Here is a 26995-nt window from a genome sequence, read left to right as displayed (position 1 = left end):
AAAAAAGAACAAAGCTTAGCCTTCTCGCAAAAGATCTAAACTTTGTTCAAATTGAGATAAAAAATGTTCGGTATAGGAGGGATTAATTTGCTGACATTCACGTAGTAATTTAGATGCTCGTTCAATTCGACGTTCAAACATGGAATCCTCGGTCTGCTTAGAATGAAATGGGTCAATATGTAGCTCATCTTGGAGTTTTTCTAATATTGAGAGTTTGATTGTAACGTTTTTTCCATTCTCAAGGTTACTTAAATAACCGACCGATACCCCAAGCTTGGCAGCAAATTCAGAAAGTGTATATCCTTTTTGTGCTCGATAGGTTCGGACCATTGTTCCGAACATGGTATCACATCCAATCATTGAATTAGGGGAAGTTGTGGAGGTTTCCCCTTCTATTTAGTATATTCAGATTTTGGATCGATATTCATCTAGGTAAAATTCAGTTCATGGTCATCTAGTGAAAAAACATCCCATGACAGGAGATGGTAATATGAGAAATCCGTCGGATATTCGGTATGAAATTGATCAACTAATAAGTGAACTTACAGATTCATTTTTGAAAGGAAAAGAGGATTGTACAGATTTTTCTGCACATGAAAATAGACAACTAACCGAGGAACAGGAAGAAACCAAATTTGTCGTTCGACGTTATGAAAAAGAAAAACAAAGGGAACAAGACTTTGAAAAAAATGCGAAAACACTTGCTGGACTTGGATATTCGCTTGAGGAAATTGCGTTGGCGATGGGGGCAAAAGAAATGTACAAAATCAGTCGGATTGATTCATTTATTAGGGAGGTGAATGCTTATGGTGAACGTTATGAAGAGTAACAGTTACTCAAAAAAAATTTGATTTTAGTAGGTTGAGTAATATAATGAAGCAAATTTTAATTGTTTGTATGTTTCAAATAATAACTTTATCTCTAAAAAGAAGATAATTATCTACATATTATTTTAAAATTAACTAGGAGGACTGTTTTGGGTCTCCTGGTTAATTTTTGTCCATGTATACCTTTAAACAATTTGAAGATATACTGAACAAGAAAGATAATTTAAATATCAACAATATACCATACAGTTTTTTAAAATTCTGAAGGGTAAGGTTACCTCAGTAATTTTAAAAGTGTATCGATAGAGAATGAAAGATTAGTATGTGTATTATTACCCTAGTAAAGTTACAGGAGTAAAAAGACAAGGTTTTAACCTTGTCTTTTTTAATGTAAAATAACAGGTAGTTAATATTCTTAAATTTTATGTATGTGAAATAGATTCCAGGAGGAGAAAATATGACTGAAAAAGTAACTCAACAACAAATTAATTCTGTACTCTGGCAAGCTGCCGATACGTTTAGAGGGAAAATTGATTCAAGTACATATAAGGATTATATCCTTACAATGTTGTTTATTAAGTATTTAAGTGATGCTTACAAAGAGCATTTAGAAGAATATACAAAGCGTTATGATGGGGATGAACAAAGAATCCAACGTGCGTTATCGAGAGAAAGATTCGTCTTAGATCAACAATCTACATTTGATTATTTATACAGCAAACGAAATGATGTTGAAATTGGTGAAATAATTAATAAAGCATTGGAACGGTTGGAAAATGAGAATACAGGTAAACTTCGAGGAGTATTCCGTAACATTGACTTTAACAGTGAATCTATACTAGGAAAAGCTAAAGAGCGTAATGCAATGCTTCGTTCATTGTTAGAGGATTTCAATAAATTAACTTTAAAACCATCAGTGGTTGGAAGTGAAGATGTCATTGGAGATGCTTATCAGTACATGATTGAACGATTTGCATCTGACGCTGGTAAAAAAGGTGGAGAGTTTTACACTCCTTCAATGGCTTCAGAGTTATTGGCACGCCTTGTAAAACCACAGGAGAATGATCGGATTTATGATCCAACATGTGGTTCGGGCTCACTTCTAATCAGAGTGGCAAATCAAGTCCCAAATAAAAAAGTTGCTATCTACGGTCAAGAACGTAATGGAGCAACTCATTCATTAGCTTTAATGAACATGTACTTACATGGAATTGATGATGCAAAGATTGAGTGGGGGGATACATTAGCGAACCCACTTCACTTAGAAGATGGAAAGTTAATGAAATTTCAAGCTATCGTAGCTAATCCGCCATTCTCCTTAGATAAATGGGCAATGGGATTTGCTGGTGAAGGAACAAATGATAGCAAGTTTAAAATGGAAGCCAGTCTTGATCCATATAGACGATTTGAATGGGGAGTAGCTCCAACTTCTAAAGGAGATTACGCTTTTGTGCAACACATGCTTTACTCATTAGCAGAGAATGGACGTATGGCCACTATTTTACCACATGGTGTTCTTTTCCGAGGAGCAAGTGAAGGGAAAATCCGAAAACAAATCTTAGAGATGAACTTATTGGATGCAGTGATTGGTATACCAGAAGGGTTATTTTATGGAACAGGAATTCCTGCGTGTGTTTTAGTTTTTAAGAAAAATAGAAACCGTAAAGATGTACTCTTTATTGATGCATCTGATGAAGAGAATTATGAAAAAGGCAAAAATCAGAATCAACTTCGTGAGCAAGATATCGCTAAAATTGTTAACACATATGAGAAATGGGAAGTGATTGAAAAATACTCGTACGTGGCAACATTAGAGGAAATTAAAGAAAATGACCATAACTTAAATATACCTCGTTATGTGGATACATTTGAAAAAGAAGAACTAATTGATATGGATCGGGTTAAAGAGCAAATTTCAAACATTAAGCAGGAGATTAAAGAAGTAGAAACAAAGATGGAAAAGTATCTAAAAGAGCTTGGATTGTAGGTGAATATATGAAAACACAAACTGTAATACATTCGATAAATTCTTATTATAAAAAAACTGATGTTGGTTTAATTCCAAGCGATTGGAAAGTAAATAAAATCGAGGATTGCTCTAATGATATATTCTTAGGTTTAACATCCAAAGTAGATTATGTAGATAATGGTGGGTTTCCTTTAATAAGAGCAACAGATATTTCAAGTGGAAAACTGTCTTTCAAGAATGTTAAATATATCTCTGAAATGCAACATAAGCAGTTAACAAAATATAGAAAAGCTGAGAAAGGGGATGTTCTCGTAAGTAAATCAGGTACATTAGGAACATGTACTATTGTAGACTCTGATATAGAATTTAGCGTTTATGAAAGCATAATAGTAATAAAAACTAAGAAGAACGAAGTGGATTCCCCATTCCTATTACAATTACTTCAAGATCATACTACCTTAAATAGGATGTTAGGTACAAGAGTTGGGGGGAGTGTGGGTCATTTAAATCTAAAAATATTTAGAGACCTTAAAATACCAATACCTCCAATTAAAGAACAACAAAAAATTTCTTCAATCCTCTCCAGTTGGGACAAGGTAATTGATTTAAAAGAGAAGGTTATCGAGCAAAAAAACTTACAAAAAAAAGGTTTAATGCAGAATCTGTTAACAGGAAAAATTAGATTATCTGGGTTCACCGAGAACTGGATAAACGTAAAATTTGGAGATGTTTTAAAGTTCATTAAGAAAGACCCTGTAGAAAACCCTAATGAGCATTTCTTACTTACTGTAAAACTACATTTAAAAGGGATTGAAGGTACAGATAAAAAGCCAAATGTAACAAAAAATGGAAGACCTTATTATCTTAGAGAGCCTAATGAATTATTGATTGGAAGGCAAAATTTCCATAATGGTGGCATTGGAATTGTTCCGCAATATTTAGATGGTTTTGTAGCTTCAAATGCGATTAGTAGTTTGACAGCTTCAAAAGGAAATTTAAAGTTCTATTACTTTTACCTAACTAATGGGGATTTTTACAAAAAAATAGAACATTTAATAGGTGGCACAGGTCAAAAAGAAATTTCAGAATCAATGATGAATAAATTAAATCTTTATTTACCATCAAATGAAAAAGAGCAAATTGCAATTGTAGAGATACTGGAAAATATTGAGAACGAAATCAACCTTTTAGAAAAAGAATGTTTCCATCTAAAACAACAAAAGAAAGGTCTTATGCAATTACTTTTAACAGGGAAAGTCCGAGTGAAGGTTTGATCCTTTGTTTTTGTTTTCTCTATTGTGGAGGTGAAATAATGTCAAATTGGTTAAGTTATGATGAACGCAATATAAGTCAACAGCCTGCCATTGAAATTTTGCAAAGTTTAGGCTATCAAAAAATAGAGGCAGAACTTTCGGAACAAATGCGTGGTAATCTTTATAACGTATTGTTAAAAATAGTTTTAGAAGAGAAATTAAATCAGCTAAACTCCTATGAGTATAAGGGGAAAAAATATAAGTTCAGTGAATTTAATATTCAACAAGCCATTCGCGATTTAGATGAACCTCTGATAAACGGGCTTGTAAAAGCAAATGAGAATATATATGAAACTATAATGAATGGAAGAACATATTCTGAATTTTTACCTGATGGCTCGAAAAAATCGTTTACGATTAAATATATTGATTGGGAGAACTTTGAGAATAATGATTTCCTTGTAGTTGAGGAATTTTCGGTAGAACGTGTGGATGGTAGGGGGAATGTTCGCCCTGATGTTGTTATATTTGTAAATGGCATCCCATTAGTTGTCATTGAGTGCAAAAAGGCATCGATTTCAATGGAACAAGGGATTAGTCAAATGATCCGTAATCAAGGAAAAGACTATGCCCCGCAGTTGTTCAAGTTTGTTCAACTTGTGATGTCAACGAATAAGAATGAAACGAAATACGCTACATGTAATACGCCAAAAAAGTTTTGGTCAGTTTGGAAAGAAGAAAAGGAAGATTGGTTAGAAGAGTGGTTGGATAAAACGGTTTCTAGTCGGTTACCAACGATGCAAGATAAAAATATCATCTCATTGTTCCATCCAGAACGGTTATTGGAACTAACAAGATTTTTTACACTGTTTGATAAAGATGTGAAAAAAGTAACTCGGTATCAACAATACTTTGCAATTAAAGAAATTATCAAAACAATTAAAGAAAAAGATGAGAAAGGTAATCGACAATCGGGTGTAATCTGGCATACCCAAGGTTCTGGGAAATCACTCACAATGGTAATGCTTGCAAAGTTTATTTTATCGGAGTTATCAGAATCTAATCCACAAGTAGTTGTAGTGACAGACCGAGTGGAATTAGACAAACAAATTCACAAAACGTTTAATCATTCAAAATTAAAAGCAAGCAGAGCAAATTCTGGGACTCATTTAGTTGATTTAATTAATGACACAAATGTTGATATAGTGACAACTTTGGTACACAAATTTGACACAGCATCAACCAAACAGAACCCGATTGAATCAAGAGATATCTTTATATTAGTTGACGAGTCCCACCGAACACAATATGGTGAGCTGCATATTAAAATGAAAAAGGTTTTTCCAAACGCCTGTTACCTCGGTTTTACTGGAACACCTTTGATGAAAAAAGAGAAAAGTACGATGATTAAGTTTGGGAAACTTATTCATAAATATACGATTGCGGATGGGGTGAAGGATAAAGCCATTGTACCTCTATTGTACGAAGGGAAGATGGTTGACCAAACGGTAAATCAAAAAGCGATTGATAATCGATTAGAAATGATTACTCGAAACTTAAATGATAAGCAAAAAGATGAGGTAATGAAGAAATGGAGCCTCTTTGAACGCATTGCTTCATCTAACCAACGTATAAGTATGGTAGCTTTTGATATCAACCAGCACTTTATAGATAACTATAAGACACAAGGTTCACAATTTAAAGCGATGTTGGCAACCAATAGTAAAATCGAAGCCATTCGTTATTTAGAGTCTTTTGAGGAATTGGGGGATATAAACTGTGCAGTAGTTGTTTCTCCCCCAGACCAGAGAGAAGGACATGAGTCAGTAGACGAAGTATCCAAAGATAAAGTACAAAAGTTTTGGAAACGTATGATGGAACGGTATGGTTCAGCAGAAGACTATGAAGATGCAATTAAGGATGAATTTATAAACGGTGACGATATTGATTTAATTATTGTTGTAGACAAACTACTGACGGGTTTTGACGCACCTAGAGCATCAATCCTTTATATAGATAAGCCTATGAAGGAACACACGTTGTTACAAGCAATTGCTAGGGTGAATCGTCTATATGAAGGCAAAGATTTTGGTCTAATTATTGATTATCGTGGACTACTATCTAAGTTAGATGAAGCATTACAGATGTATTCTGGGGCTGGATTGGAGAATTTCGATCCAAAAGATTTAGAGGGAGCAATCCATGATGTAATAAGTGTTATCGGTTCTTTACGCCAATACCATTCTGATCTGTTACAAATGTTTGCAAAAATAAAGAATAAGAAAGATGCGGAAGAGTATGAAGTCTGGCTAGAAGATGAAGAACGTAGAGAAGCATTTTATGATGTACTAAGTCACTTTGGTCGGAATCTTGGTATTGCGTTAGAGTCAGAGAGAATATACAACGCTTTGCCTCCAGAAGAATTATCAACGTATAAAAGGGATTTAAAATTTTTTCAAGAGTTACGTAAGAGTGTAAAACTTCGTTATTCTGATACGATTGACCATAAAGAATATGAAGCAAAAATGCAAAAATTAATGGATCACTATATTTCAGCCGAGGAAGTCATACGAATCACAAATCCAGTTGATATATTGAATGAAAAAGCATTTGATGAAGAATTAGAACGTCTGGATTCAAAAAGAGCTAAAGCTGATGCTATTAGGACACGCTTAACAAAGAGTGTAAATACAAAATGGGATGAAAACCCAGCTTATTATAAAAAGTTTTCTGAACGTATCCAGGAGGCAATTCAGGAATACAAGAATAAGCGAATTTCAGAAGCTGAGTATTTGAATAAGATGAAAGACATAATGAAAGATTTCCGCAGTGGTGAATCAAAAGACGATTATCCGAGTGTAATAAAAGAAAATTTACATGCACAAGCATTTTACGGAGTGACAAAAGATATTTTAAGTCAAACTGGAGAAGATGCAGCAAATTATGAATCAGATATTATTGGTGAATTAGCACTAAAAATGGATGAAATTATTAAACAACATCAAAAGGTTGACTGGCATAATAATCTTGAAATCCATAATCGAATTGCTCAAGACTTAGATGATCTTATCTATGACTTTACAAAAGAGCAAAGTGTAAAGTTAGATTATGATACGATTGATAAGATTATCGAGCAAATTAAAACGGTTGCTCTAAGAAGATATTAAGGTTGTGAACATCATGGAAACACATCAAATCCACTATGCTAACAAAATCATCGAGTTTACAGTTGAGAGGAAAAATGTTAAAAATGTTAATTTAAACATTAAGCCTGATATGACGATTCAGGTATCGGCTCATGAAAAAGTACCTTTAGGTTTTATCTACGATTTTGTTAAAAGCAAAGGACCATGGATTGTAAAAAACGTAAAGCAATTTGAAAATGTACTTCCCCATAAGCAAAGTGATCGAGAATATGTAAGTGGGGAGTCCTTTAAGTATTTAGGAAAGCAATATCGACTGCGTGTTCAAAAGAGTGATGAAGAGGAAGGCGTTAAATATCTTCGTGGCTTTATTTATCTTCATGTCAATAATCCAAACAACTTTCAACGAAAAGAAAAACTTATGGATAATTGGTATCAAGAAAAGGCTAGGAAAATTTTCGAGGAGTCACTTGATAAACTGGCTCCACTGGTCGAGAAATATGGGGTAGAAAAACCAAGTGTTAATATGCGTTTGATGAAAGCACGGTGGGGTTCAGCTTTAACAGAAAAGAAAACGATTCTATTAAATACAGAACTAATTAAAGCACCAAAACATTGTATAGATTATGTTGTATTACATGAATTAATTCATTTCAAATACAATGATCATAGTGAAAGTTTTTATAAGATGCTTTACTCCTTGATGCCAGATTGGGAGAAGAGGAAAGCCATTTTGGATGAGGAGATTGTTAGGGAACTTTGATATATGTAAAATGGGTGGATTCATACTTCTTCAATATATTATCGGTTAAATAAGATTAGAAAGTATTTTGAGAGAAAAATTGTAGACGCAGATCATCTTGATTATGCGTCTTTGTCTTTGTAATATAAGGTTAAACAGATAATAACAAATTAAAATCTCTTCTAAAGGGTTGAATTAAATGAAAAGAAAAAAAGCCTCTTTTGATTATATGAATGAATACTTAGATCAAAAGTATGAAAGTTATTGTAGTGAAATTTTACTAGATAATATCAAGATTGATACATTGCCAGGCAACAATTTTTTCGGTATAAAGTTTTCTACTTTACTGGATAAAATTCTTTTTGTAATACTTTATGAGTATGGGAAATATGAAAAATGTTTAGAAGAAATATATATTGTTATTTACGATAAGCTAAATAGATTAGGAGATAAAGAGGTTGATTTTCTTTATGCAAGATGTGTAGATGATTTGGGTAGTAATGAATATGATCTTTTCAATTTTGAAGATGATTTTTCAAGTAGGAAACACCGCTACATTGCCGACGAGTTTATTAAGATTATAAATCAAACTGTATTAGACAGCCTTTCTGATTCAAACTATTCAAACGAAATATTAAAGACATATCTAAAGGATTTACAGGTGGAAATAGAAGATTTTAGTTATGGTGGACCTTCCAAAGGAGACTATAACATAAATAATTACTGGGAAGAGTTTTGTTTTCAGTTACAATATGGTGATGGGTACTTACTTGAAATAATTTTAGAAGATATAGAAAGTCATTTAATCTCAAAATTAAAAAATGTACCAATACGAGAAATTATTTTTTTATATACAACCACAGATGAATTTATATATATTGATAGTTACATAAGTAATAATCCACCCCTTCCTGAAAGAGAGGACATGATTGAGCATATTGTATATAAATTGTTAGACGAAATTAAACATTTGGCATCGAGAACCTATATTCCCGATTTTTCATCTGGTGAGGACTGGGATGACGAATAAAGAGAAATTACAAAAATAATCACCTATTTTTCAAGAAGATGTGTTATTACTCGCGTGGGACAAACACCTCTTCATTAAAATTTATAAGGATAATCTTTGAAAAGGCTGCAAGCAGTCTTTTTTTTGTTCCCTCTTGAAATTAGTTCCATGAAATTGCAAAAATTAGGAGGATTACTTTTAAACTCGTCGAATAATTTTAACAAAAGTGGAAATCTACTAGGGGGAAATATGAAGATATACCGAAAAGGGAATGTGGAATATAATCTAAAAACCAAGAAGAAGGTTTATGAAGGGGAATTCCTGAATGGAAAAAGGCATGGGAAGGGAAAGGAATTTCTTGATGGTTTTATTTATATAGGGGAATTTATTGAAGGGAAAAAGCATGGTGAAGGAACGGAGGTCTGTAAAAATACTAAGACATGGATATATAAAGGTCAATATAGTGAAGACAAAAGACATGGTCAAGGAAAAGAGAGAAGTAATGGGTTCCTTTATCAAGGTTATTTTAAAGAAGGAAATAGAACCGGCTACGGAAAAGTTTATGAAATCAAATCTAAAAAACTTGTGTTTAAAGGTTATTATTTTGAAGGAGTGAGACAAGGTAAAGGGGAACATTTTATAAATAAAAGCTATTTTGAAGGCACATTTATGTCAGGTCAATTAACTACGGGTAATGAGTATGTTCTTGATGGGAATAATGAAGATTATCTCCTAATATACACTGGAGATTTTCTGGAATTCCAGAAACATGGTAAAGGAATAGAATACGATATAAATACAGGACATGTTATTTATATTGGAATATATGAGTTTAATAAGAGGAAAAAGGGTAAAGAAGTCAAACCTTACTCTAATAGATGTTATACATGTAAAAAACAAGTCGATACATATAATAATAATCCTTGTTTTAAATGCTATTGGCTAAAATGTGCTTCATGTGGTTCATGCGGGTGTAGTTATAATAAGTCTAATAGATTTGATGAGAATCAATTTGGATTTGATCAATAGTATTACATTTTTAATCAAATCCTAATTTTAAATTATTTTGAAATTAAATCAAATATAACTAATAAATACAACTGTGGATCAGCGTTAGGGAGGAAACTTATGCCAAAGTACGGTAGAGGACTAAACAGAGAAATTGTTGGAGGAGTAAATCAAGGACTTATAACTGAGCCATTTTCGGTTAGTGATATAAAAGATTTGTTGCAACAAATTCATGGATAATACCAGAAAAATATATTTCTGGTTGTTTAGCAAACGGTAGTTCAGAAGACCATAGCCTAACGTACAAGAAATATTTTATATCCCTTGGAGATGGTAAGTATAAGCTATCTGTTGAATTCAAAGTGAATAAGTGGAGATAGAAAGGGATAAAGGGAATTACGAGATGGAGGTTGGTTTTCTTTTTTGTCAATGGATGAAGTTCGCCCTTATTCTGATAAATACCCTACATTCTATTACAAAAACTGTAACTTATGTGGAGGAGTGAGTAACTACAATGAATGAGTTCTCAAAAAATCTAATTGACGCAATTAAGGAAATTGATTCCTTAGAATTAGTAAATCATAATAATAATTCAGGCTTTGTAAATATTAGATGTAAAACTAGTAAGCATCCAAGAAGATTTAATGTAATTGGTGACCTTAATACAAAAACTGGAAATATGAGATTATATAGTGAGGGTAAGTGGATAAGTATTAATAAATTGGGATTTAAAAGTGTTGAGTCAATTATTAGTTGGGTAAAAAAAGATATAGAACTGTTATCAAGAATGTAACCTTCAAAGTTGCCGGGTGGAATGGCAACTTTTATTTATTTGTTTGAGTTTAAGAGAAAATCTACTGGTATTGTTTGGTATAATTTAACTACTGAGTCAAGAAAGCGTAAATAATCCAACCTAATAACAGGGAGTTGATTGATTTGAAGGGAACAATTTCTAAGAGTGGTGTTTTTGAACTTTATGATTTTAGAGACAATCTTATAATTGACAGTTACCATCCTATTTTTCATAAGATGAAAGGTTCTAAAATTAACCAAATGAGAAGTGAAAATAGTGAAGATGCGCTAACTTGGAATGTTTTTAAGTCCCTTCAACAAATCAACCCCAGATGTTGGTTTCCATACTTTGTTTCCCGAGGCTTAAACATAGAGACTGAACAATTCTATTTTTATAATCCCCTTCAGCATATGCATGTCCCTGAAATAGTACAAATCAAACTATGGCAGATAATACAGCCACCACCTTCCTTGAAGCTTCACCAAAAAGATGAAGGATCAACAGAGGTAGATATCATTATTGAAGGTGAAAATTATGTTTGGTTTATCGAAGCAAAGTACAAATCTGACATTTCAATGAAAACCACTAACAACCAAAGTAGAGACCAAATCATAAGGAATATTGATGTTGGCTCTTATTACGCAGGCGTGAGAAACTTTTATTTTTCGTTATTAATTTTGGATGAAAAAAACTCATCAAAAGGATATAAAATGGCTAACCAATATAAACAAGAGTTGGAAAGTGATATGGATAAGTTTCTTTCAAGCTTTGACCATCGCTCAGATGCTTTAACTAATCTTAAAGAAATAAGTGTTTTCTATTGGGAGGATTTAGCTTCTATATTTAAATATTGTTCAAATTATGCAGAAGATCAATTTGAAAGAGATATCGCGAAACGTGCATTTGATTGGCTACAATCCAAGAATATTATTCAGGTTCGGAATTGGTGGGAAGAGGATATTAGTAACAAGTATCCTAGTTATCCAAAAGAACTTGAGTATATATTGAAAGTTCAAAAGTTTGCAGAAAATCCCTTGAATAATAGATTGAAAAGTTTATTCTTGCCAAAGGGATATGATGAGCATGGGTTTCCAACAGACTCAATGTTGAAATATCATGATGTAAATATTGATACTTTTTACGATAATTTTGAACATGTATATAATCAATTTAATGATAATGGCCTCCCTTGGTGGTGGAAAGGCAATATAAAAGATTTTCAAAAAAAATTTTTTGAAGTGTTGGAGGCATGTGAGGAGCTAGGGGGAGTGACCGCAGATGAATTTTGGAAAGTATTCAAGAGTAATCCGGAAGAAACACTTCGAATATCTTACGTTTTGTTAATTTACTGGTATTTTCAATGAGAAATATCATTTTTTCAGGAGACTAGATTGTTCTAAAAAATAGATTCAACAAGCCAAAATTTATCAAAAAGGAGAGGAATATAATGAATGAATTATCGAATAGGTTCCTTATTCAATTAATGGAAAATAAGGTTGAACCACTTAAAGATAATCCAATGGAAGTACCCGATAAACCAGGAATTTATTCTTTTTGCTTGAAGAACCTAGAGTCGATACCACAACAAATGCAGTTCTTAAAATATAAATATTTGGGGGAATTACCAGTAATTTATGTAGGCAAAGCAGAAAAAAGTCTAAGGACTAGATATCTTAATAAGCACTTAGAAGGAACTGCAAGAAATTCTACATTTCGAAAAAGTTTAGGAGCTTTATTCGGCTTGGAAAAAGAAGTTCTCGACCAAGGTAAATATAAATATATTAATAATCATGAAAACTGGTTAACTAATTGGATGAAAGAAAATTTGATCTTTCATTTTCATGAACAAGAAAATCCAAAATATATAGAAGAAAATCTCATCATGTTATTACATCCACCATTAAACCTTCAAAAAAATATTCAACATAAAGAATTTAGGGCTATGATGCGTTCTTTAAGAAGACTTTAATTATTATACATCCTAATAAATTATTATGAAGAAAGAGGTTAGAAAATGTTTATTAACAAAGATGGATTTAATGAGAGTGAATTTCTCTTATCACATTTTCCTAGGGAATTTAACAAATATATTGAGCCTGTTTACAACAAATTATCAATGATTGATAAAATTTCAACGTCTCAAATTCTAATAGGGACAATAAATGAAGATTTAGCTAATTTCTTGAGTCATTTGAAAGGTAATACAGGTAACTTAATATTAAACTTAGAGAAATATAACCTCTCAGAAGTGGAAGACCCCTATAAAATCAGAGACCTTATACAGAATGCTACTAACAACAAAGATAGGGCATCTCTTTACCTTTATTATATTCAGCACTTCCCTAGATTTTTAAATAAAAATAACTTAAAACAAAATGATCAATTTCTAAAAAACGCTAATATAGTATGCTCTGATTATATGTCAATTATAGATATGCATGTTGAGGAGGAGGATTTAATTTTTATAAATTATGATTTAGGAGAATTTTCTTTTAATCAATACCCTTACTTTTCTAAGGATAGGATAGTAAATATTAAAATCGGTAAAAAATACCATCAAAGTAAAATAAAGAGTTTAGTAGAGTTTTGTGCCTTTATTAAGGAAAAAGTACCTGAGAAAAATTGTAATGCAGTTATATATTTTGAAAATTGTATGAATTTTAATCAAACAATTCGTGAAATATTCAATTCAGATCAGATTTTTGAATTTACAATTCCCGAATATAAAATTTCAAATCAACTAGTGAGCATTCAAACTACTAAGCAGAGGTTAAAGAGACTAATTAATTATATTGAAAATGAAAAGGATGCAAATAAAAAAGGGAAATATTTGGAGACTTTTGTTGAGATATTCTTTAATCAAATCTCGGGGTTAAAGGTTATATCAACAAATTTAAGAAATGATCTTGAAGAAATCGATATAGTTATTAGTAATGAGTCCAGTGAAGGATTCTTTACCAAAATGAGTAATCTAATTTTAGGAGAATGTAAGAATTGGAATACTAAAGTAGTAGGAAAAAATGAATTGGTAATATTTAAAGATAAAATCGATTCTAGGAATGGACAAGTCAACATAGGTTTTTTTATCTCATGGCATGGCTATGCCAAGACTTTTTATGAAAAGTTATATCGTTATTCTGACAATCGCATTATAATTCCGCTAACAGGCGAAGACCTAAAAAAAGCTGTAGAATCAAGTGATTACTTTGGGGTGATCCAAGAAAAATATTACTACACTTCATTAAATAAATTAAACAGTTAACAAAACACACACCTTACGAAAGGACGGCTGGGCCAGTTGGGGTACGTCAAAATTCTACAACAGAAGAGATTGAATTCGGTAAATTAAACGCCAGCGTTGTACAGCCTTCATTAACAAGTACAAACTTTACTACCTAGAATTAAAGATTTTAAAGATATTAAGTATCGTTAGATAGTCCTACAGAAGAAATGAAAGAGCGGGGTTAAGGTTCCCACTAGGGACCAGGGAGAAAAGTTTTACCTTAGATTGTATCAGCAAGACCTAGACCTGTTCATCTGGAATCAATGATTGAGAACAAGGGGGGGTGTATTAACTTATGCTGGGTAGCCGCTGAGGATCAGTGGCCCTTATTAAGAAAAGTAATTGACTTTAAAAAGATGTGAGTAGCACTAATAAAGCATAAGATTTTTGATGAATGATAATTTGGATAATAAACCCTGCAGGATAAACGTTCTTTATAACGAATAGTATTAATGTGATTACTTGATTTTTTTAAAAAAGGAGTGATGTCAGTGAATGGAGATAGAGCTGAACTAATTATAGATTTAGATACTATTTATGATAATCTTTACAATCAACATAAAAAAATTCAACAGTGTACAATAAAAAATCGAATATATCAACTTATGATATTGGTCCAAAATTTAAAAGTTGATGTAATGCAAATGCCGAGTATTGAATCGCCTAAAGGGGAACGTTCTAAGAAAAAATTATCAAAAAAAGAAAAAAAGGCTAAAGCATATAATAATTTTAGAGCAAAAAACAGTTTTAAAAAAGTACATATGGCTCCAAAAGGTAAAAGCGCTTCAAGAAGCTCCACGCTTTTTAATGCCTCTGGTACATTTAAATACTCTAATAATAATAAGGGCATTGATTATGACGATTAAGTATTTTATTTAATAAAGAATTTAAAGATGTAACTAGTAAAACCAATGGTGTAAATGAGGCATTATTGGATTCTTTTAATCACTTTAATACTGGAGTGGTTATGGTTAGGTATTTAAACCTTCTGTTAGAATTCTTTAAAAGGGTGGAAATAACAATTGAATTGATGTCAGTGTTTTTTAACGATTTTTATAGGTATAGGGGGGAATTCAGTGGGAAATAAGAGTGGTTATATTTACGTTTTATTAAATTATTCAATGAAAGGTCTAATAAAAATAGGTAGAACTTCTAAAAATCCTGAAGAAAGGGTTGAAGAATTATCTCAAGCAACGGGAGTGCCAACTCCTTTTATTTTAGTCTATATGGAATATTTTAATGATTGTTATATGGCTGAGGATCAGGTCCACCTAGCGTTGGAAGATTACAGGCTATCGGCAAGTCGAGAGTTTTTTGAAATGTCTCCAAATAAAGCTATAAAGTTAATACAAACTCTCAAACAATCAGAAGGAGAGTATAACCCCGAAAACAATAATTATATGAAATCTGACATTAAAAATATAAGTGAAATAGGCGAGGATTTATATAACGAAGCAGAGGATTATTATTATGGATTTGGTGATAGAATCAAAGACTTTGAAGAGGCTATTACGTTGTTTGATAAAGCAGCTAAGTTAGGTTACTACAAAGCTTATCGCCGTCTAGGGAAAATGTTTGAGTATGGTAAAGGAGTAAAATCTAATGAAAAGAAAGCATTGCAATTTTATAAAGAAGCTATTAAGCATGGAGAAATCAAAAGTAATGCTGATTTAGCATTTTTGTTTACAAAAACACCATCTGATTTATTTAGCTTAGACAATGCTAGGAAATGTTGGGATAGATACTTTGAATATATTAGTGAACATGGAATTGAAAATGAGGATAAGGTTATATTATACGAATATTTAAATGAATCCACTCAACTTGGGAATGAAATAAATTATTCTAAAATTTTAATGATTTACAAAGATGAAATTCTAGATGTGATTGAACAGTACATTATTAGTGTAAGAGAAAATTACCCACATATGGTAAATAAGCTGGAGAAATTAAAAGTAGTAGTTCAGAATAACTTTGTAGTAGATGAAGATATTATTAATGATTTTCAAGGGAGAGTAATAGATGTTTTTGGTTACCAAGGCAACGCTGTGTTATTTGTGGAAATAATTAGCGGAATGATTACAGTAGGTACAAATGTTCAAATAAGTAAAGGGTATAGTACCAAAACAGCGATAGTCGAATATATAGATAAAGATGGAATTTTTATTCATCAAGCAGGAGCTAAAGATAAAAATGTAAGTTTAGTTCTAATGGGAGAACCAAGAGAAAACTACCAGTCATATTTGGATGCATATGTAGAGCTTTATGCCGAATATGTTTAAAGAGTCTCTTAGTATTAATGTCAACTTGAATGAGAATTTGAATTAACTTTTGAATTTATGATATCGCAGAAATAAAATAAAAAAGAATAAAGTTCAACTTATGAAGTCATATATAGGAATTTCTCGAATAAAAGAACTTAGTAGTGTACTAAGTTCTTTTTATGTATGATTAGTTAAATAGTCTTACTTTATTGTTAGAAAATTGTAAAAAAGTTATAATTATGTAAAAAGTGGAAATGTGTGTAGTTAGAAAGGGGGATGTTCTTTTGTGGGAGAGATCAAGTTAGATAAAAAAGTTGAACAATGGAAGGCGCGGCTTCTTGATTTTACAAAGCGGAATAGATTACTAAACTTTAAGACAAATAAATCGACTTTACAAATTGATCATGAAATTGAGGAAGTATTTAGTCTTTTGTTAAACGATAAAGCAATTAGAGTAAATACGATAGTTAATATAGCTAAGGACGCAGAAAAATTAACAATAGAAGCAACAAGTAAGGGGGAATTTTCTGAAAAAGAAGTAAAAGATATTTATAATAGAAGTTTAATTAAAATAAGTCAAAAGTTAGAAAAACAGCTTAATGATATAAGGCTAAAAGGTAAATCTTCATTAGATGAAAAAGGTATAAATACACTTTATTTAGCATGTGGTTTTCTAAACTGGACAGAAGTGGATTACAGTAAAGATGTTCTACGTTCCCCGATTTTATTAATACCCATTACTCTTTCCAGAGTATCAGCGAGAGAACCTTATTACTTAGGAAAATTAGATGATGATATTATATTAAATCCAGTGCTAGAGCAAAAATTAAAATTAGACTTCGGCATAAATTTATCACCATTAGATAATCTTGAATTTGAATCTTTCGAAGAGATAATAAATTATTATGAGGCTGAGTTAAAAGTAGAGAACACTTGGAAAGTAACAAAAGAAAGTTACATTGGCTTATTTTCTTTTAGTAAATTAGTTATGTATAAGGATTTTGAGCTTTATCTAGAAAAAGTTAAAGATAATAGGTTCGTGAAAGAATATGCAGGTATTAAACAAGAAAAAGACATATGTAATAGGGATGAAGCCATTAATATATATGATTATGATCAAACAGCAAGCTCCGAAGAATCTTTTCAGATATTAGATGCTGACTCTAGTCAACAAGAAGCAATAATTGCAGCCAAAAGAGGTGTGAGTTTTGTAATGCAAGGTCCTCCTGGGACAGGAAAGAGCCAAACAATTACTAATATTATTGCTGAGTCACTTTCTCAAGGGAAGAATGTGCTATTTGTTAGTGAGAAAAAAGCAGCACTAGATGTTGTTAAGAAGAGATTAGCGGATAAAGGTCTTTCTGATTATATATTGGATTTACATAGTCATAATTCAAATAAGAAAACTGTACTGGCAGATTTGAAAAACTCGTTAGATCAGAAAACCTCACCGTACTATTTGTACCAATCTTATTCAGAATTTGACGAAATAAAACGGAGCTTAAACGAATATGTAAAGGTTCTACATAAAAAAATCGCACCACTTAATGAAACACCACAAAAAATACATGGTAAGCTAGCAAATTTGGATACAGTGGAAGAACTTCTTTTTGACTTAAATGATGTTGAACATTATACAACTAATAAAATAAATGACATAAAAAAGAAATTAAAAAGGTTAGAAGAGGTTAAAAGTTTGTTAGGTAATGAGGATTCGCATTTTTGGAAAGCTGTTCGTGTACAAGAAACAAGCTTTGAATTAGAAGCAAATATTTCTTCCAATTTTAAGATGTTTGCTAAAAGACTTGCTGAACTTTACACAGATCTCAAACAAGCAACAGAAATGGTGGAATTTAAATGGGAGCTAACCCTAGGTGATTTGGATCATTTAACTGATTTAGCAGAATCGATAAGAAATAAACCAATTGCTTCTGATACATGGTTCGGTACTAATGGAAAAGAAATTCTTAGAAATGCTAACGAAAATGTTGAAAAACATTCCATTTATTTTTCAACTTACCAAAATGTAAAAAAGGAAATTTTGTCTAAGTTTAATGATGAGGTATTGGAAACAGATATTGACTGTATTTTAAAAGTTATCACTTCAGATTATCAAAATGAGATATCACCTTATGTGGACAATTACTCAGATTTTATAAATAAGTTATTTTCCGATGAGTCAATTAAAACAAACATTGAGAAGGCTAATATTTTATATAAAGAATACGATAGTTTTGTGGATGAATTTTTTTCGTTAATGGCTTTTAAAATTAATACACTTAGTTCAGAAGAGAATATAAGACTCGAAAAGGTCTTAAACTATATAAAAAATGACCCAAAGCCAACCGAAAATTGGTTTAGATTAGACCAAAAAGAGACGGTAAAAAAAGTATTAATGGATACCAAGGATCATTTTGGATTATTAATTAATGAACGAAATAAAGTTTGTCAAATATTCGACATAGGAATAATTGAAGAAGATATCGATAGTCTTATAGAACGATATGTAAAGAAATATTCAACATTCTTTAGATTTATGAATAAAGATTATAGAGCGGATAAAAGCCTAGTAAACTCTTATTTACACCAAAAGACAAAGTTACCGTATGCTCAGACAATAAGAGAACTACGCAACGTAAAAAAGTACAAGGAATTTAAAAAGCAAATTGAAGAGAAAGAAGAGTTCATCACCAGTTTCTTAGGTAAAGGATATGCTGGAGAAAATACAGATTGGGATCAAATACAAGCTAATTTTGAAAGTATGTGTGCATTGGACATTTATTTGGATAGTTCTAATATGAAAGAAGAATTATTACCTTTTATTCTGGATCTTAACACTCATACAATTGAAGCTTTTAGAAATTTGGTTGAAAAATATAAAGTTCTTTACGACCAAATTAGTGGAATCCTGTACTATTTAAAATATAATGCATTTTCAAAGCTTAATGATATAAATCAGTTAACAGATTTAGTCGGACAAAAGGAACGTATTAGATATATAGGTAATATCACAAGTTCATTACTTAAAGCAAAGTACGAATTTAGTAAATTACAAAAGAATAAATCGGATTTACTCTCTGTTGAGGTTCTAGAGAATTTACAATTAAATTTAGAAAAAATAAAAAGTGTTTCAAAGGAAATTGAAAATTCAACGAAGGATTTTACTTTGTATTATGGTGATTTGTACAAAGAACATAACACCGATTGGACTGGAATAAAAGAGGCTATTGATTGGACGATAAAAGCTGAAGCTAATTTTGAAGGTTGGTTTCCAAAATCATTTGTTGAAGTAATCAATAATGATGATAAACTTGCAAGATTTTTATCTATTTGTACAGATGTGCAATATAAGAGAAATAAGCTAGAAGACCTTCTAGAATATTACTTAACAATATTTAACGCAAATGAAGGGAAGTTTAATGGTAAATCAATATTTCATGAAAATATTAAAGTGGTGGCTAGTTCACTAGATGTGTTGTCTAACCAAACTTCTAGTCTTCAGGAGTGGCTAACTTTCCAAGAATCATTGATGGATGTGAATAATCTTGGGTTACAAGACTTTGTAAAAAAGATTTCTAGCAATAGAGATTCAATAGATAATTCATTTGTTGATATTTTTATGAAGAGATATTATAAATTATGGTTAGATGATGTGTATAGACAGCATCCACCTTTAAGAAAATTTAGAATTGACCAGCATAAAAAGCTCGTAGAAGAATTTAAAGAATTAGACGAAACGCATATTGATAATAATAGTGCAAGGCTTCATGAAATTCTTACTAAAGTAAAAGAAGAATATATAGAAAGGAATACATTTAGAAGTTCCGAGATAGCACTATTAAAAAGAGAAATTCAGAAACAAAAGAGACATAAACCAATTCGTAAACTTTTTGGAACAATACCAGAGTTATTATTGTCACTAAAACCATGTATGATGATGAGCCCGTTATCGGTTAGTCAATTCATCGATCCGTCTATACTAAGTTTTGATGTAATAATCTTTGATGAAGCATCTCAAATTAGGCCAGAGGATGCTATTGGTTCAATAATAAGAGGAAAACAACTTATTATTGCAGGAGATGATAAACAGTTACCACCAACTTCTTTTTTTAATCAGCAAATTGAAGTAGATGAAGAATTCATGGATGAGGAAGATGAAGATATCTACGAAGACTTTGAAAGTATATTAGATGAATCTTTACAGTTCATGCCAGAAATATCTTTAAAATGGCATTATCGTAGTAAACAGGAATCTCTGATAGCTTTTTCAAACAAGGAAATATACAACAATGAACTTTACACATTCCCAAATTCTATTCATGGTGAACATGATGGTATATCCCATGTTTTTGTAGAGGATGGAGTTTATGACCGAGGTGGGTCGAAGAGAAATCTAAAAGAAGCTGAAAGAGTTGCTAAATTAGTGTTTGAACATATAGAAAGAAGTCCAGAACGGTCTCTAGGAGTAATTGCATTTAGTGAGGCGCAGCAGGAGGCAATCCGTGAGCAGGTCGACTATCTAAGGAGAGAAAATCCTGAATACGAACACTTCTTCAGTGAGAGTCATTTTGAGTCATTCTTCGTAAAAAATTTAGAAAACGTTCAAGGTGATGAGAGGGATACGATTATAATAAGTGTGGGATATGGAAAAGATGCAACAGGAAAAATCTATTACAATTTTGGACCACTTAATAAAGAGGGTGGCGAAAGAAGATTGAATGTTGTGGTATCACGTGCAAAAAAAGAAATTAAAGTGGTTTCAAGTATAAAAGATGTTGACTTAGATGATGTAAAGCTAAATAAACGAGGACCAAAGCTTTTAAAAGCGTACTTAGCATTTGCCCAAAAAAATGGTGAATTTGCTATTGCAACAGATGTTGACATAGAGGCTGATTTTGATAGTCCATTTGAACAAGACGTATATGATTCTCTAGAAAAGAAGGGGTTAACACTTAGGAAACAGGTAGGTTGTTCTGGATATCGAATTGATTTGGCAGTTATTGACCCAGATAAACCTGGGAAGTATTTACTAGGCATTGAATGTGACGGCGCAACTTATCACTCATCAAAAACGGCTCGTGACAGGGATAGATTAAGACAAGGCATTCTTGAATCATTAGGATGGAGAATATATCGAATATGGTCACAAGATTGGGTAAAAAGGAAAAAAGAAATCGTGAATGAGATAGTTAATACGATAAAAGAGGACAATTTTATCCGTAGTTAACTCACAACAAGAAAATAGCACCCATTTTAGGGTGCTATTTTTATCATTGTGAGTGATTGCAGTTTTTAAAGAAAGAGAAAATAAAGTGATTATTAACTTATTATCTAAGACACCTGGATTTATGATGGTCAGTATACTTATTTTTTTTATGATAATTTATTACGTGGTCTTTAGAAGCTCCACAAACGTAGAAAAATTATTAATAAAGAGGGAATTTTTAATTTTAGGAAACATTTCAACTTTTAGTGTAATGTGCTGCATCTTCATTGTTTATTCAGTCGCCTTATGTCTTAAAGAACCATTACATATAGTATTTGAAATTATAATTAATCTTTATCTTATTATTGGGATTGCAGTTTGTTTACTTTTATTGAATAGAAGGTTTAGGTATTACATATATCAAGTGTTTGGCAATATATATAAGAAGTTAAATAGAACATTATTTTTAACCTTTATCTCATTAATAATATACTCTTATGTACTATCCGCCATATATTTTATTAGTAATCTAATAAGGTATTACCCTATTATTTACAAGTCTGGTGATTGGGATGAGTTTAAAGGTGAAATGACAGATGGAGAATTATTAGGGCATTATTTATCAATTCTCATCATTTTAGTATTCATCTTTTTTATCGTTAATGTGGTTGGGAGACACATAATAAATCTATTAGTTAGAGAAGAGATTAAAGTAACAATTAGATTAAAAGATGGGACAACTTTCAATAACTATTATTTTTATAGGATTACTTATGGAGATAATCTACTTATCGGGCTTGAACCACACATTAATTCGAATGACAAAGTAACTGTACCAAAAGAGAATATAAGCTTTATTCAATATGAAACCAAAATTATGAGAGCATGGGACGAGAATAATTATGAGTTGGAGTCATTTGTAAATAAAGTCAGTGAGTAAGTAGATTACCTTACCTTACCTCATCATCGTGACTACTCCTATCCAAGGATAAAATACAAAAACTTGTGTGGTGTTTTTCGGGTGATAAGTAATCAGATTTCATGTTAAAAATACAAGTTTTAGACAGATGGACTCTTTATTTCAGTTACTAAATTACCATCTAAATCAGCAGTTACTTCCAACGTATCATAGTCGGAGTCGCCTGCAAAATATAAAGTTATCTTATTTCTTTCTACACTAAAAGAAACTAATTCATGACAAACAAATTCTTTGATATTTTGTCTATTATTTTTTACTAATGGGTCTTTTTCCTTTTCTTTTATGTCTAGTTGAATTTTTTTAAGTTCATTATCCCAGAAGTTTTTATTTTCTTTATACTTAACAAAATCTACTGTCTTTTTATCATTAGACACTTGTACCACTCCTCTTTTATCAATCATTATAACTGTTTTTTGGAATGATTAACCATATAATCCTATGATAAAAGAATTCTTTTTAATAATAGCTCTCATTAATTTGAAAGCTATTATGTTGTGAAAGAACAAATGTTTGTAATATAATAGACTCATAACATTGAAGGAGTGGTTGTTATGAAGTTTGAAATTAAAGGGTTGGATAGTTTAGAAAAGCAATTAAAGAATATTGAAAAACAAGTCAAGAAAGAACTTGATGGAGAAGTAAGGCTGGTTGCAATTTTCAATGATGACTTTATGAAGCGAAATACTAAATTTTCATCCTTTGAAGAATTCCACTCACAAAGTCCTTATCAGATTACTGAAGAAACTAGAGACCTACAATCATTAGTAAATAAAGAATTAGATCTGTTTGTAAATAAGAATACTAACTTTAGCAATTGGGTTAAGTTCTTTGAAGAGGCTGGTCAAGAATACGCAGCAAACAAATTAAAAAAAGCATTTAAATAAGGTTGTAATTTAGAGGCATCTCATTGGGATGTCTTTATATTTTTCAATAATAGGTTTTCCGAATAATTTGTCCAAATACAAAGATAAAGTGCAGCAAAACAATAGCACTACGGAAAAATAATCCTTAACAATTAGTTAAAACTCCCAGTCGAGTGAACTCTACTGGGACAATTAAGTCAAATTTCGCTTTTTCATCATTGCTATTGCTTGGGGTAAACCACCAGTAATTTTTCCGCCAGCCATCCTATTACACATAAACTTTGCCGGAAGTTGATTTATATATTTGTCTTCACTACTAAACGTTTTATTAGTCTCATACACATAAATTCGTGTAGTATCAAGAGCACGAAAACTTTCAATTGAAAGTATTGAGGAATTCACGTTACCCATTGGAAACAGAAGCCGATCAAAGGGTTTGCTTTTTGACCAATGTTGTCTAATACGTCTTTTAATATCATTTGTTGTGCCAATATAAACTTGTGAATATTCATCGAGGACCATCATGTAATATCCAGGTTTTCCATCATATAAATTAAGGCTATGTACCTCAGTGAATCGTCTATTTTTCTCAAGAAACCCTTCTATCTCTCTACAAAATTCACTATGATTTAACAAAGAGAAAAATTCCATGTTTAAGTCATAATTTTTCAAACTGTCCTTAAGCTGTTTTTCGCACCATTCAATCGTATATGTTTTGCCTTCCTCATCGGCATAAATATCCCTAGAAAAACGTACTAAAGAATTTTTATTGCTAACGATTGCGTATTTATCTCGGGTTAACTTCAAACCGTGTTTACCTTCAAGTACCTTTACTCCAAAGTGATATGGCATAGAATTGCCTCCGTTTCAAATTTACTGAACCACTATTCCTGCAATACAGAAATATAAAATGGAGCTATTTTTAGCTCCATTTCATGGTGTGTTTTTATAAAAGCTAACTAGTTAGCTTTTTTATTAAACTATTGTACTCTCTTTCATAAAAGATTTAGAAAGAGTTTTTAGAATGTCTGCATTAAGCTCAATATTATTTTCATAAGCATACTTTATAGCATATCCTAGACCAAGTGTCATACTTCCAGCTATACCAGCACCAGCAATTGAACCAGCACCTGGTATTAATTTTACTGCTTGTCTAAATAAACTTTTACCTATATTTCCAGCAAACGTTGCGATTGCTAACTCTTTTGCCCTATCTTTAGTTAGAGGTTTTTCATATAGGGCTGCTAATTTTACCATAAGACTAACCTGTATACCTGTTATTGGAATAATATCGGACCCAGGTATTGGTGATATGCCCCAACTGCAGTGGCTGAGGTTGCAGCAGCTAGAATCCACTTGTTTGCAGTTAGAGACTTTTCTTTGAGCTGCCTGGCAAATAGAATATCTTTGTTTTCTTCCTTAAGAATATCTAAGATTGCGTTTCTTAACATTTCAATGTTTTCACCAGTTTTTGAAGAAATCGGTGCTACTTTATAGCTATAATTTGTTTTATCTTGTACATATTTTACGAGATTAGGAATACCCTCAGCGGCATCTATTTTGTTCAAAACAAATATTATTCTTTTGTTTATTTTACTGATATTATCAAAGTATTTCTTTTCACCTTCAGAAAAAACGGTGCCAGCAGCATTTAGGAAGAATAAAATTATGTCTGCTTCTTTAAAGAATTTTATTGTTTCCTCTGAATTCTTATTATTGATATCATCCAATCCTGGAGTATCTGCATATATTATTTTATCTTTATATTTGTATTTATCTACAATGACAGTTTCCCCAGGTTCTGCTCCAACTGAAGCAACTTCCTCACCCATTAATCGATTAATCGTAGAGGACTTTCCAGTATTCACATCACCAATCATTGCAAAAACTATTTCTTTTTTTAGTTGTTCATTAACTTTGTTTATTTCTTCTTCATATGCTTTTTCGAAATCGTCATCATCAAATTTGAAATTGACCATTGGACTCACTCCCTTTTGACAAAATTTTAACAAATATATACAATTATTGCACTATATTTTATAGTCAGATTGTTCTAACAAACTAGTTACCATAGGACTTAGATTAATTATTTGCATTGTCTGGATCGAATCATTTTGATGATACTTTAAACATGTGGCTTATCTGTTCATTATAAATCTGAAAACCATAAGAGTGTTGCCTTTATCTATCACCTTAAGGTTCACCGGTATATATGGAATTGGTGATTGAGAATAAGGGTGTTGTGTTTACTTTAGATGAAAGATTACGTGAAGTAATATATGGTAAGTGGAGGTGCTGGTGAGGGATCAGGGGATTTCTATATTATTTAGAGTGTTTGTAATTATTACAATTAAAGTAATGTAGGGATAAATGCGAATAAGAAAATGAATTTGCTTATAGTAGACTCCTCCTGCTCAGCGAAGGTCTTCAAATTAAGAGGACTTAGTGAAGGAATACACTTAAACGGCTAGTAATGTGAAATAGAAAAACCGTCATAATTTACTGTGTAGTAGACCTATGACTTAAATCCATAAGTAATTCCAAAAACTGATATTTAGTTGTTTTCAAAAAACTTTTAATGATTTATTCTTTAATTAAAACATTAGGAGTGTTATTGTGTCAGCAATCAAAACAATATTTAAACGAGAAATTTTTACCTGCCCATACTGTAATGGAGATGAAAAACAGAACTGGTTTCATTTTAAAGATAAATTAGATAAGGAAAATAAAATAGATAGTGTAAAGATAGGTGCTTCAATAGCCTTAAAGGGTATCCCATTAATAACAAAATTTAATGGGACAATTAATTATAAAATGTTGTCTGAATTAAGCTTTAGTATTTGTGCTGGGTGTACTGGATATATAATTTGGAAAAGTGGGATTCGACTATATCCAAATGAAATTACACTACCTAAGTCATCTAAATATATGCCGAAAGATGCTGCAGATATTTTTGAAGAAGCTAGGCTAATATTCGATGCTTCGCCTCGTTCTTCATCGGCTCTCTTGAGATTATCATTAGAAATGATTCTTCGTAGTATTTTAAATGAAAATAAAAAAACCCTAAATCAAATGATAGGACAATTAGCAACTGAAAACATTGATGAACATACAAAAAAGGGATTAGATATATTAAGATACTATGGTAATCAAAGTGTACATACTGGTGAAATAAATATAGAAGAAGATAAAGACTCTGTTATATTTTTATTCGATCTTATAAATTATATAGTTGATGACTTAATTGGTAAAAAACAAAAAATAGACGAGCAATATTCAAAAATACCTCATGCTGTTAGGAAAGCAATATTAAAGAGAGATAATATTGAAAAGCCTTCTAAGAATTGAAGCAGAAATTAAAATATGCTATTTATATCCTAGAAACTAGAAAACTATTAGCTAGTTCTAATGTGCTGCTCACGAATAAGACAATAGGATTAATGATTTTTACCCCAAAAAAAAGATGAACTTCTTTTTATGTAGGTGATGCAAGGATGTCTCAACCTCTATAGATAGGATTTATGGGAGAATACAAATGATAAAAGGATTTTTAAATTTATTCAATTAAACGAGTTTTTTATGTTAATAAGAAAGTTGGAATAAATAAGTCATTTGTTGCGCAATACAAATATACTGTTCAGTAGGAAATTATTTAA

Annotated in this window: 22 protein-coding genes; 17 read left to right on the top strand and 5 right to left on the bottom strand. The window is 31.4% G+C overall.

All coding sequences use genetic code 11. The annotated features are described in order from the left end of the window. Nucleotides 1-15 precede the first annotated feature (15 nt). Nucleotides 16-360, bottom strand: a complete 345-nt coding sequence (locus BK579_RS22125; protein ID WP_078549291.1) for a helix-turn-helix domain-containing protein — start codon at nucleotides 358-360, stop codon at nucleotides 16-18. A gap of 130 nt (nucleotides 361-490) precedes the next feature. Between BK579_RS22125 and BK579_RS22120 the strand changes: the two genes are divergently transcribed. The 15 genes from BK579_RS22120 (at nucleotide 491) to BK579_RS25350 (ending at nucleotide 22437) form a co-directional block, all read left to right on the top strand. Continuing rightward, a complete protein-coding gene (locus tag BK579_RS22120; RefSeq protein WP_078549289.1) occupies nucleotides 491-829 on the top strand; it encodes a hypothetical protein in 339 nt (112 codons plus the stop codon). A 455-nt stretch (nucleotides 830-1284) separates the two neighbouring features. Further along, nucleotides 1285-2814, top strand: coding sequence for a type I restriction-modification system subunit M (locus BK579_RS22115; protein WP_078549287.1), 1530 nt, complete (start codon nucleotides 1285-1287; stop codon nucleotides 2812-2814). Between the two features lie 8 nt (nucleotides 2815-2822). Next, nucleotides 2823-4070, top strand: a complete 1248-nt coding sequence (locus BK579_RS22110) for a restriction endonuclease subunit S (RefSeq protein ID WP_078549285.1) — start codon at nucleotides 2823-2825, stop codon at nucleotides 4068-4070. 38 nt (nucleotides 4071-4108) lie between these two features. Further along, a complete protein-coding gene (locus tag BK579_RS22105) occupies nucleotides 4109-7216 on the top strand; it encodes a type I restriction endonuclease subunit R (protein ID WP_078549283.1) in 3108 nt (1035 codons plus the stop codon). A gap of 13 nt (nucleotides 7217-7229) precedes the next feature. Beyond that, nucleotides 7230-7955 carry a M48 family metallopeptidase gene (locus BK579_RS22100; RefSeq protein ID WP_078549281.1) on the top strand — a complete coding sequence of 242 codons (726 nt, stop codon included), beginning with the start codon at nucleotides 7230-7232 and terminating at the stop codon, nucleotides 7953-7955. Nucleotides 7956-8133: 178 nt separating this feature from the next. Further along, nucleotides 8134-8964: a hypothetical protein gene (locus tag BK579_RS22095; RefSeq protein WP_078549279.1), complete on the top strand. Its 831-nt coding sequence runs from the start codon at nucleotides 8134-8136 to the stop codon at nucleotides 8962-8964. A gap of 147 nt (nucleotides 8965-9111) precedes the next feature. Continuing rightward, a complete protein-coding gene (locus BK579_RS22090) occupies nucleotides 9112-9972 on the top strand; it encodes an MORN repeat-containing protein (protein ID WP_139365140.1) in 861 nt (286 codons plus the stop codon). A 493-nt stretch (nucleotides 9973-10465) separates the two neighbouring features. Continuing rightward, a complete protein-coding gene (locus BK579_RS22080) occupies nucleotides 10466-10744 on the top strand; it encodes a hypothetical protein (protein WP_078549275.1) in 279 nt (92 codons plus the stop codon). A 143-nt stretch (nucleotides 10745-10887) separates the two neighbouring features. After that, complete coding sequence (locus tag BK579_RS22075; RefSeq protein WP_078549273.1) at nucleotides 10888-12108, top strand: hypothetical protein; 1221 nt, start codon at nucleotides 10888-10890, stop codon at nucleotides 12106-12108. Between the two features lie 83 nt (nucleotides 12109-12191). Beyond that, on the top strand, nucleotides 12192-12713 hold the full coding sequence (locus BK579_RS22070) for a GIY-YIG nuclease family protein (RefSeq protein WP_078549271.1): 522 nt from the start codon (nucleotides 12192-12194) through the stop codon (nucleotides 12711-12713). A gap of 45 nt (nucleotides 12714-12758) precedes the next feature. Next, nucleotides 12759-14006 carry a DNA adenine methylase gene (locus BK579_RS22065; protein ID WP_078549269.1) on the top strand — a complete coding sequence of 416 codons (1248 nt, stop codon included), beginning with the start codon at nucleotides 12759-12761 and terminating at the stop codon, nucleotides 14004-14006. 512 nt (nucleotides 14007-14518) lie between these two features. Further along, nucleotides 14519-14893, top strand: a complete 375-nt coding sequence (locus BK579_RS22060; RefSeq protein WP_078549267.1) for a hypothetical protein — start codon at nucleotides 14519-14521, stop codon at nucleotides 14891-14893. Between the two features lie 210 nt (nucleotides 14894-15103). Continuing rightward, a complete protein-coding gene (locus BK579_RS22055) occupies nucleotides 15104-16309 on the top strand; it encodes a GIY-YIG nuclease family protein (protein ID WP_078549265.1) in 1206 nt (401 codons plus the stop codon). 268 nt (nucleotides 16310-16577) lie between these two features. Continuing rightward, a complete protein-coding gene (locus tag BK579_RS22050; RefSeq protein ID WP_078549263.1) occupies nucleotides 16578-21518 on the top strand; it encodes a DUF4011 domain-containing protein in 4941 nt (1646 codons plus the stop codon). Between the two features lie 403 nt (nucleotides 21519-21921). Continuing rightward, entirely contained in the window at nucleotides 21922-22437 is a 516-nt protein-coding gene (locus BK579_RS25350; RefSeq protein ID WP_204524752.1) for a hypothetical protein, read from the top strand. Between the two features lie 119 nt (nucleotides 22438-22556). Here BK579_RS25350 and BK579_RS22040 read toward each other — a convergent pair whose 3' ends face one another. Next, a complete protein-coding gene (locus BK579_RS22040) occupies nucleotides 22557-22850 on the bottom strand; it encodes a hypothetical protein (RefSeq protein WP_078549259.1) in 294 nt (97 codons plus the stop codon). A gap of 177 nt (nucleotides 22851-23027) precedes the next feature. Here BK579_RS22040 and BK579_RS22035 point away from each other — a divergent pair, with 177 nt between their 5' ends. After that, nucleotides 23028-23360, top strand: coding sequence for a hypothetical protein (locus tag BK579_RS22035; protein WP_078549257.1), 333 nt, complete (start codon nucleotides 23028-23030; stop codon nucleotides 23358-23360). A 171-nt stretch (nucleotides 23361-23531) separates the two neighbouring features. On the opposite strand, the gene BK579_RS22030 is transcribed toward BK579_RS22035, so the two are convergent. The 3 genes from BK579_RS22030 to BK579_RS22025 form a co-directional block, all read right to left on the bottom strand. Then, complete coding sequence (locus BK579_RS22030; RefSeq protein WP_078549255.1) at nucleotides 23532-24191, bottom strand: GIY-YIG nuclease family protein; 660 nt, start codon at nucleotides 24189-24191, stop codon at nucleotides 23532-23534. A gap of 123 nt (nucleotides 24192-24314) precedes the next feature. Beyond that, nucleotides 24315-24596, bottom strand: coding sequence for a hypothetical protein (locus BK579_RS26975; protein ID WP_328589295.1), 282 nt, complete (start codon nucleotides 24594-24596; stop codon nucleotides 24315-24317). A 20-nt stretch (nucleotides 24597-24616) separates the two neighbouring features. Continuing rightward, a complete protein-coding gene (locus tag BK579_RS22025; protein ID WP_328589294.1) occupies nucleotides 24617-25318 on the bottom strand; it encodes a GTPase in 702 nt (233 codons plus the stop codon). 637 nt (nucleotides 25319-25955) lie between these two features. On the opposite strand from BK579_RS22025, the gene BK579_RS22020 reads away from it, so the two are divergent. Then, nucleotides 25956-26687, top strand: coding sequence for a DUF4145 domain-containing protein (locus BK579_RS22020; RefSeq protein ID WP_078549253.1), 732 nt, complete (start codon nucleotides 25956-25958; stop codon nucleotides 26685-26687). Nucleotides 26688-26995: the final 308 nt, after the last annotated feature.

It is taken from the genome of Litchfieldia alkalitelluris, assembly GCF_002019645.1.
In the GTDB taxonomy this organism is placed as follows: domain Bacteria; phylum Bacillota; class Bacilli; order Bacillales; family Bacillaceae_L; genus Litchfieldia; species Litchfieldia alkalitelluris.
Note: the sequence above shows the minus strand (reverse complement) of the source record. Positions and strands in the feature narration are given on the sequence as shown.

Bases quoted from the DNA above. Each gene is read 5' to 3' on its own strand.
- BK579_RS22125 (WP_078549291.1), bottom strand. From the start codon at position 360: ATGATTGGATGTGATACCATGTTCGGAACAATGGTCCGAACCTATCGA.
- BK579_RS22120 (WP_078549289.1), top strand. From the start codon at position 491: ATGAGAAATCCGTCGGATATTCGGTATGAAATTGATCAACTAATAAGT.
- BK579_RS22115 (WP_078549287.1), top strand. From the start codon at position 1,285: ATGACTGAAAAAGTAACTCAACAACAAATTAATTCTGTACTCTGGCAA.
- BK579_RS22110 (WP_078549285.1), top strand. From the start codon at position 2,823: ATGAAAACACAAACTGTAATACATTCGATAAATTCTTATTATAAAAAA.
- BK579_RS22105 (WP_078549283.1), top strand. From the start codon at position 4,109: ATGTCAAATTGGTTAAGTTATGATGAACGCAATATAAGTCAACAGCCT.
- BK579_RS22100 (WP_078549281.1), top strand. From the start codon at position 7,230: ATGGAAACACATCAAATCCACTATGCTAACAAAATCATCGAGTTTACA.
- BK579_RS22095 (WP_078549279.1), top strand. From the start codon at position 8,134: ATGAAAAGAAAAAAAGCCTCTTTTGATTATATGAATGAATACTTAGAT.
- BK579_RS22090 (WP_139365140.1), top strand. From the start codon at position 9,112: ATGAAATTGCAAAAATTAGGAGGATTACTTTTAAACTCGTCGAATAAT.
- BK579_RS22080 (WP_078549275.1), top strand. From the start codon at position 10,466: ATGAATGAGTTCTCAAAAAATCTAATTGACGCAATTAAGGAAATTGAT.
- BK579_RS22070 (WP_078549271.1), top strand. From the start codon at position 12,192: ATGAATGAATTATCGAATAGGTTCCTTATTCAATTAATGGAAAATAAG.
- BK579_RS22065 (WP_078549269.1), top strand. From the start codon at position 12,759: ATGTTTATTAACAAAGATGGATTTAATGAGAGTGAATTTCTCTTATCA.
- BK579_RS22035 (WP_078549257.1), top strand. From the start codon at position 23,028: ATGAAGTTTGAAATTAAAGGGTTGGATAGTTTAGAAAAGCAATTAAAG.
- BK579_RS22030 (WP_078549255.1), bottom strand. From the start codon at position 24,191: ATGCCATATCACTTTGGAGTAAAGGTACTTGAAGGTAAACACGGTTTG.
- BK579_RS26975 (WP_328589295.1), bottom strand. From the start codon at position 24,596: ATGGTAAAATTAGCAGCCCTATATGAAAAACCTCTAACTAAAGATAGG.
- BK579_RS22025 (WP_328589294.1), bottom strand. From the start codon at position 25,318: ATGGTCAATTTCAAATTTGATGATGACGATTTCGAAAAAGCATATGAA.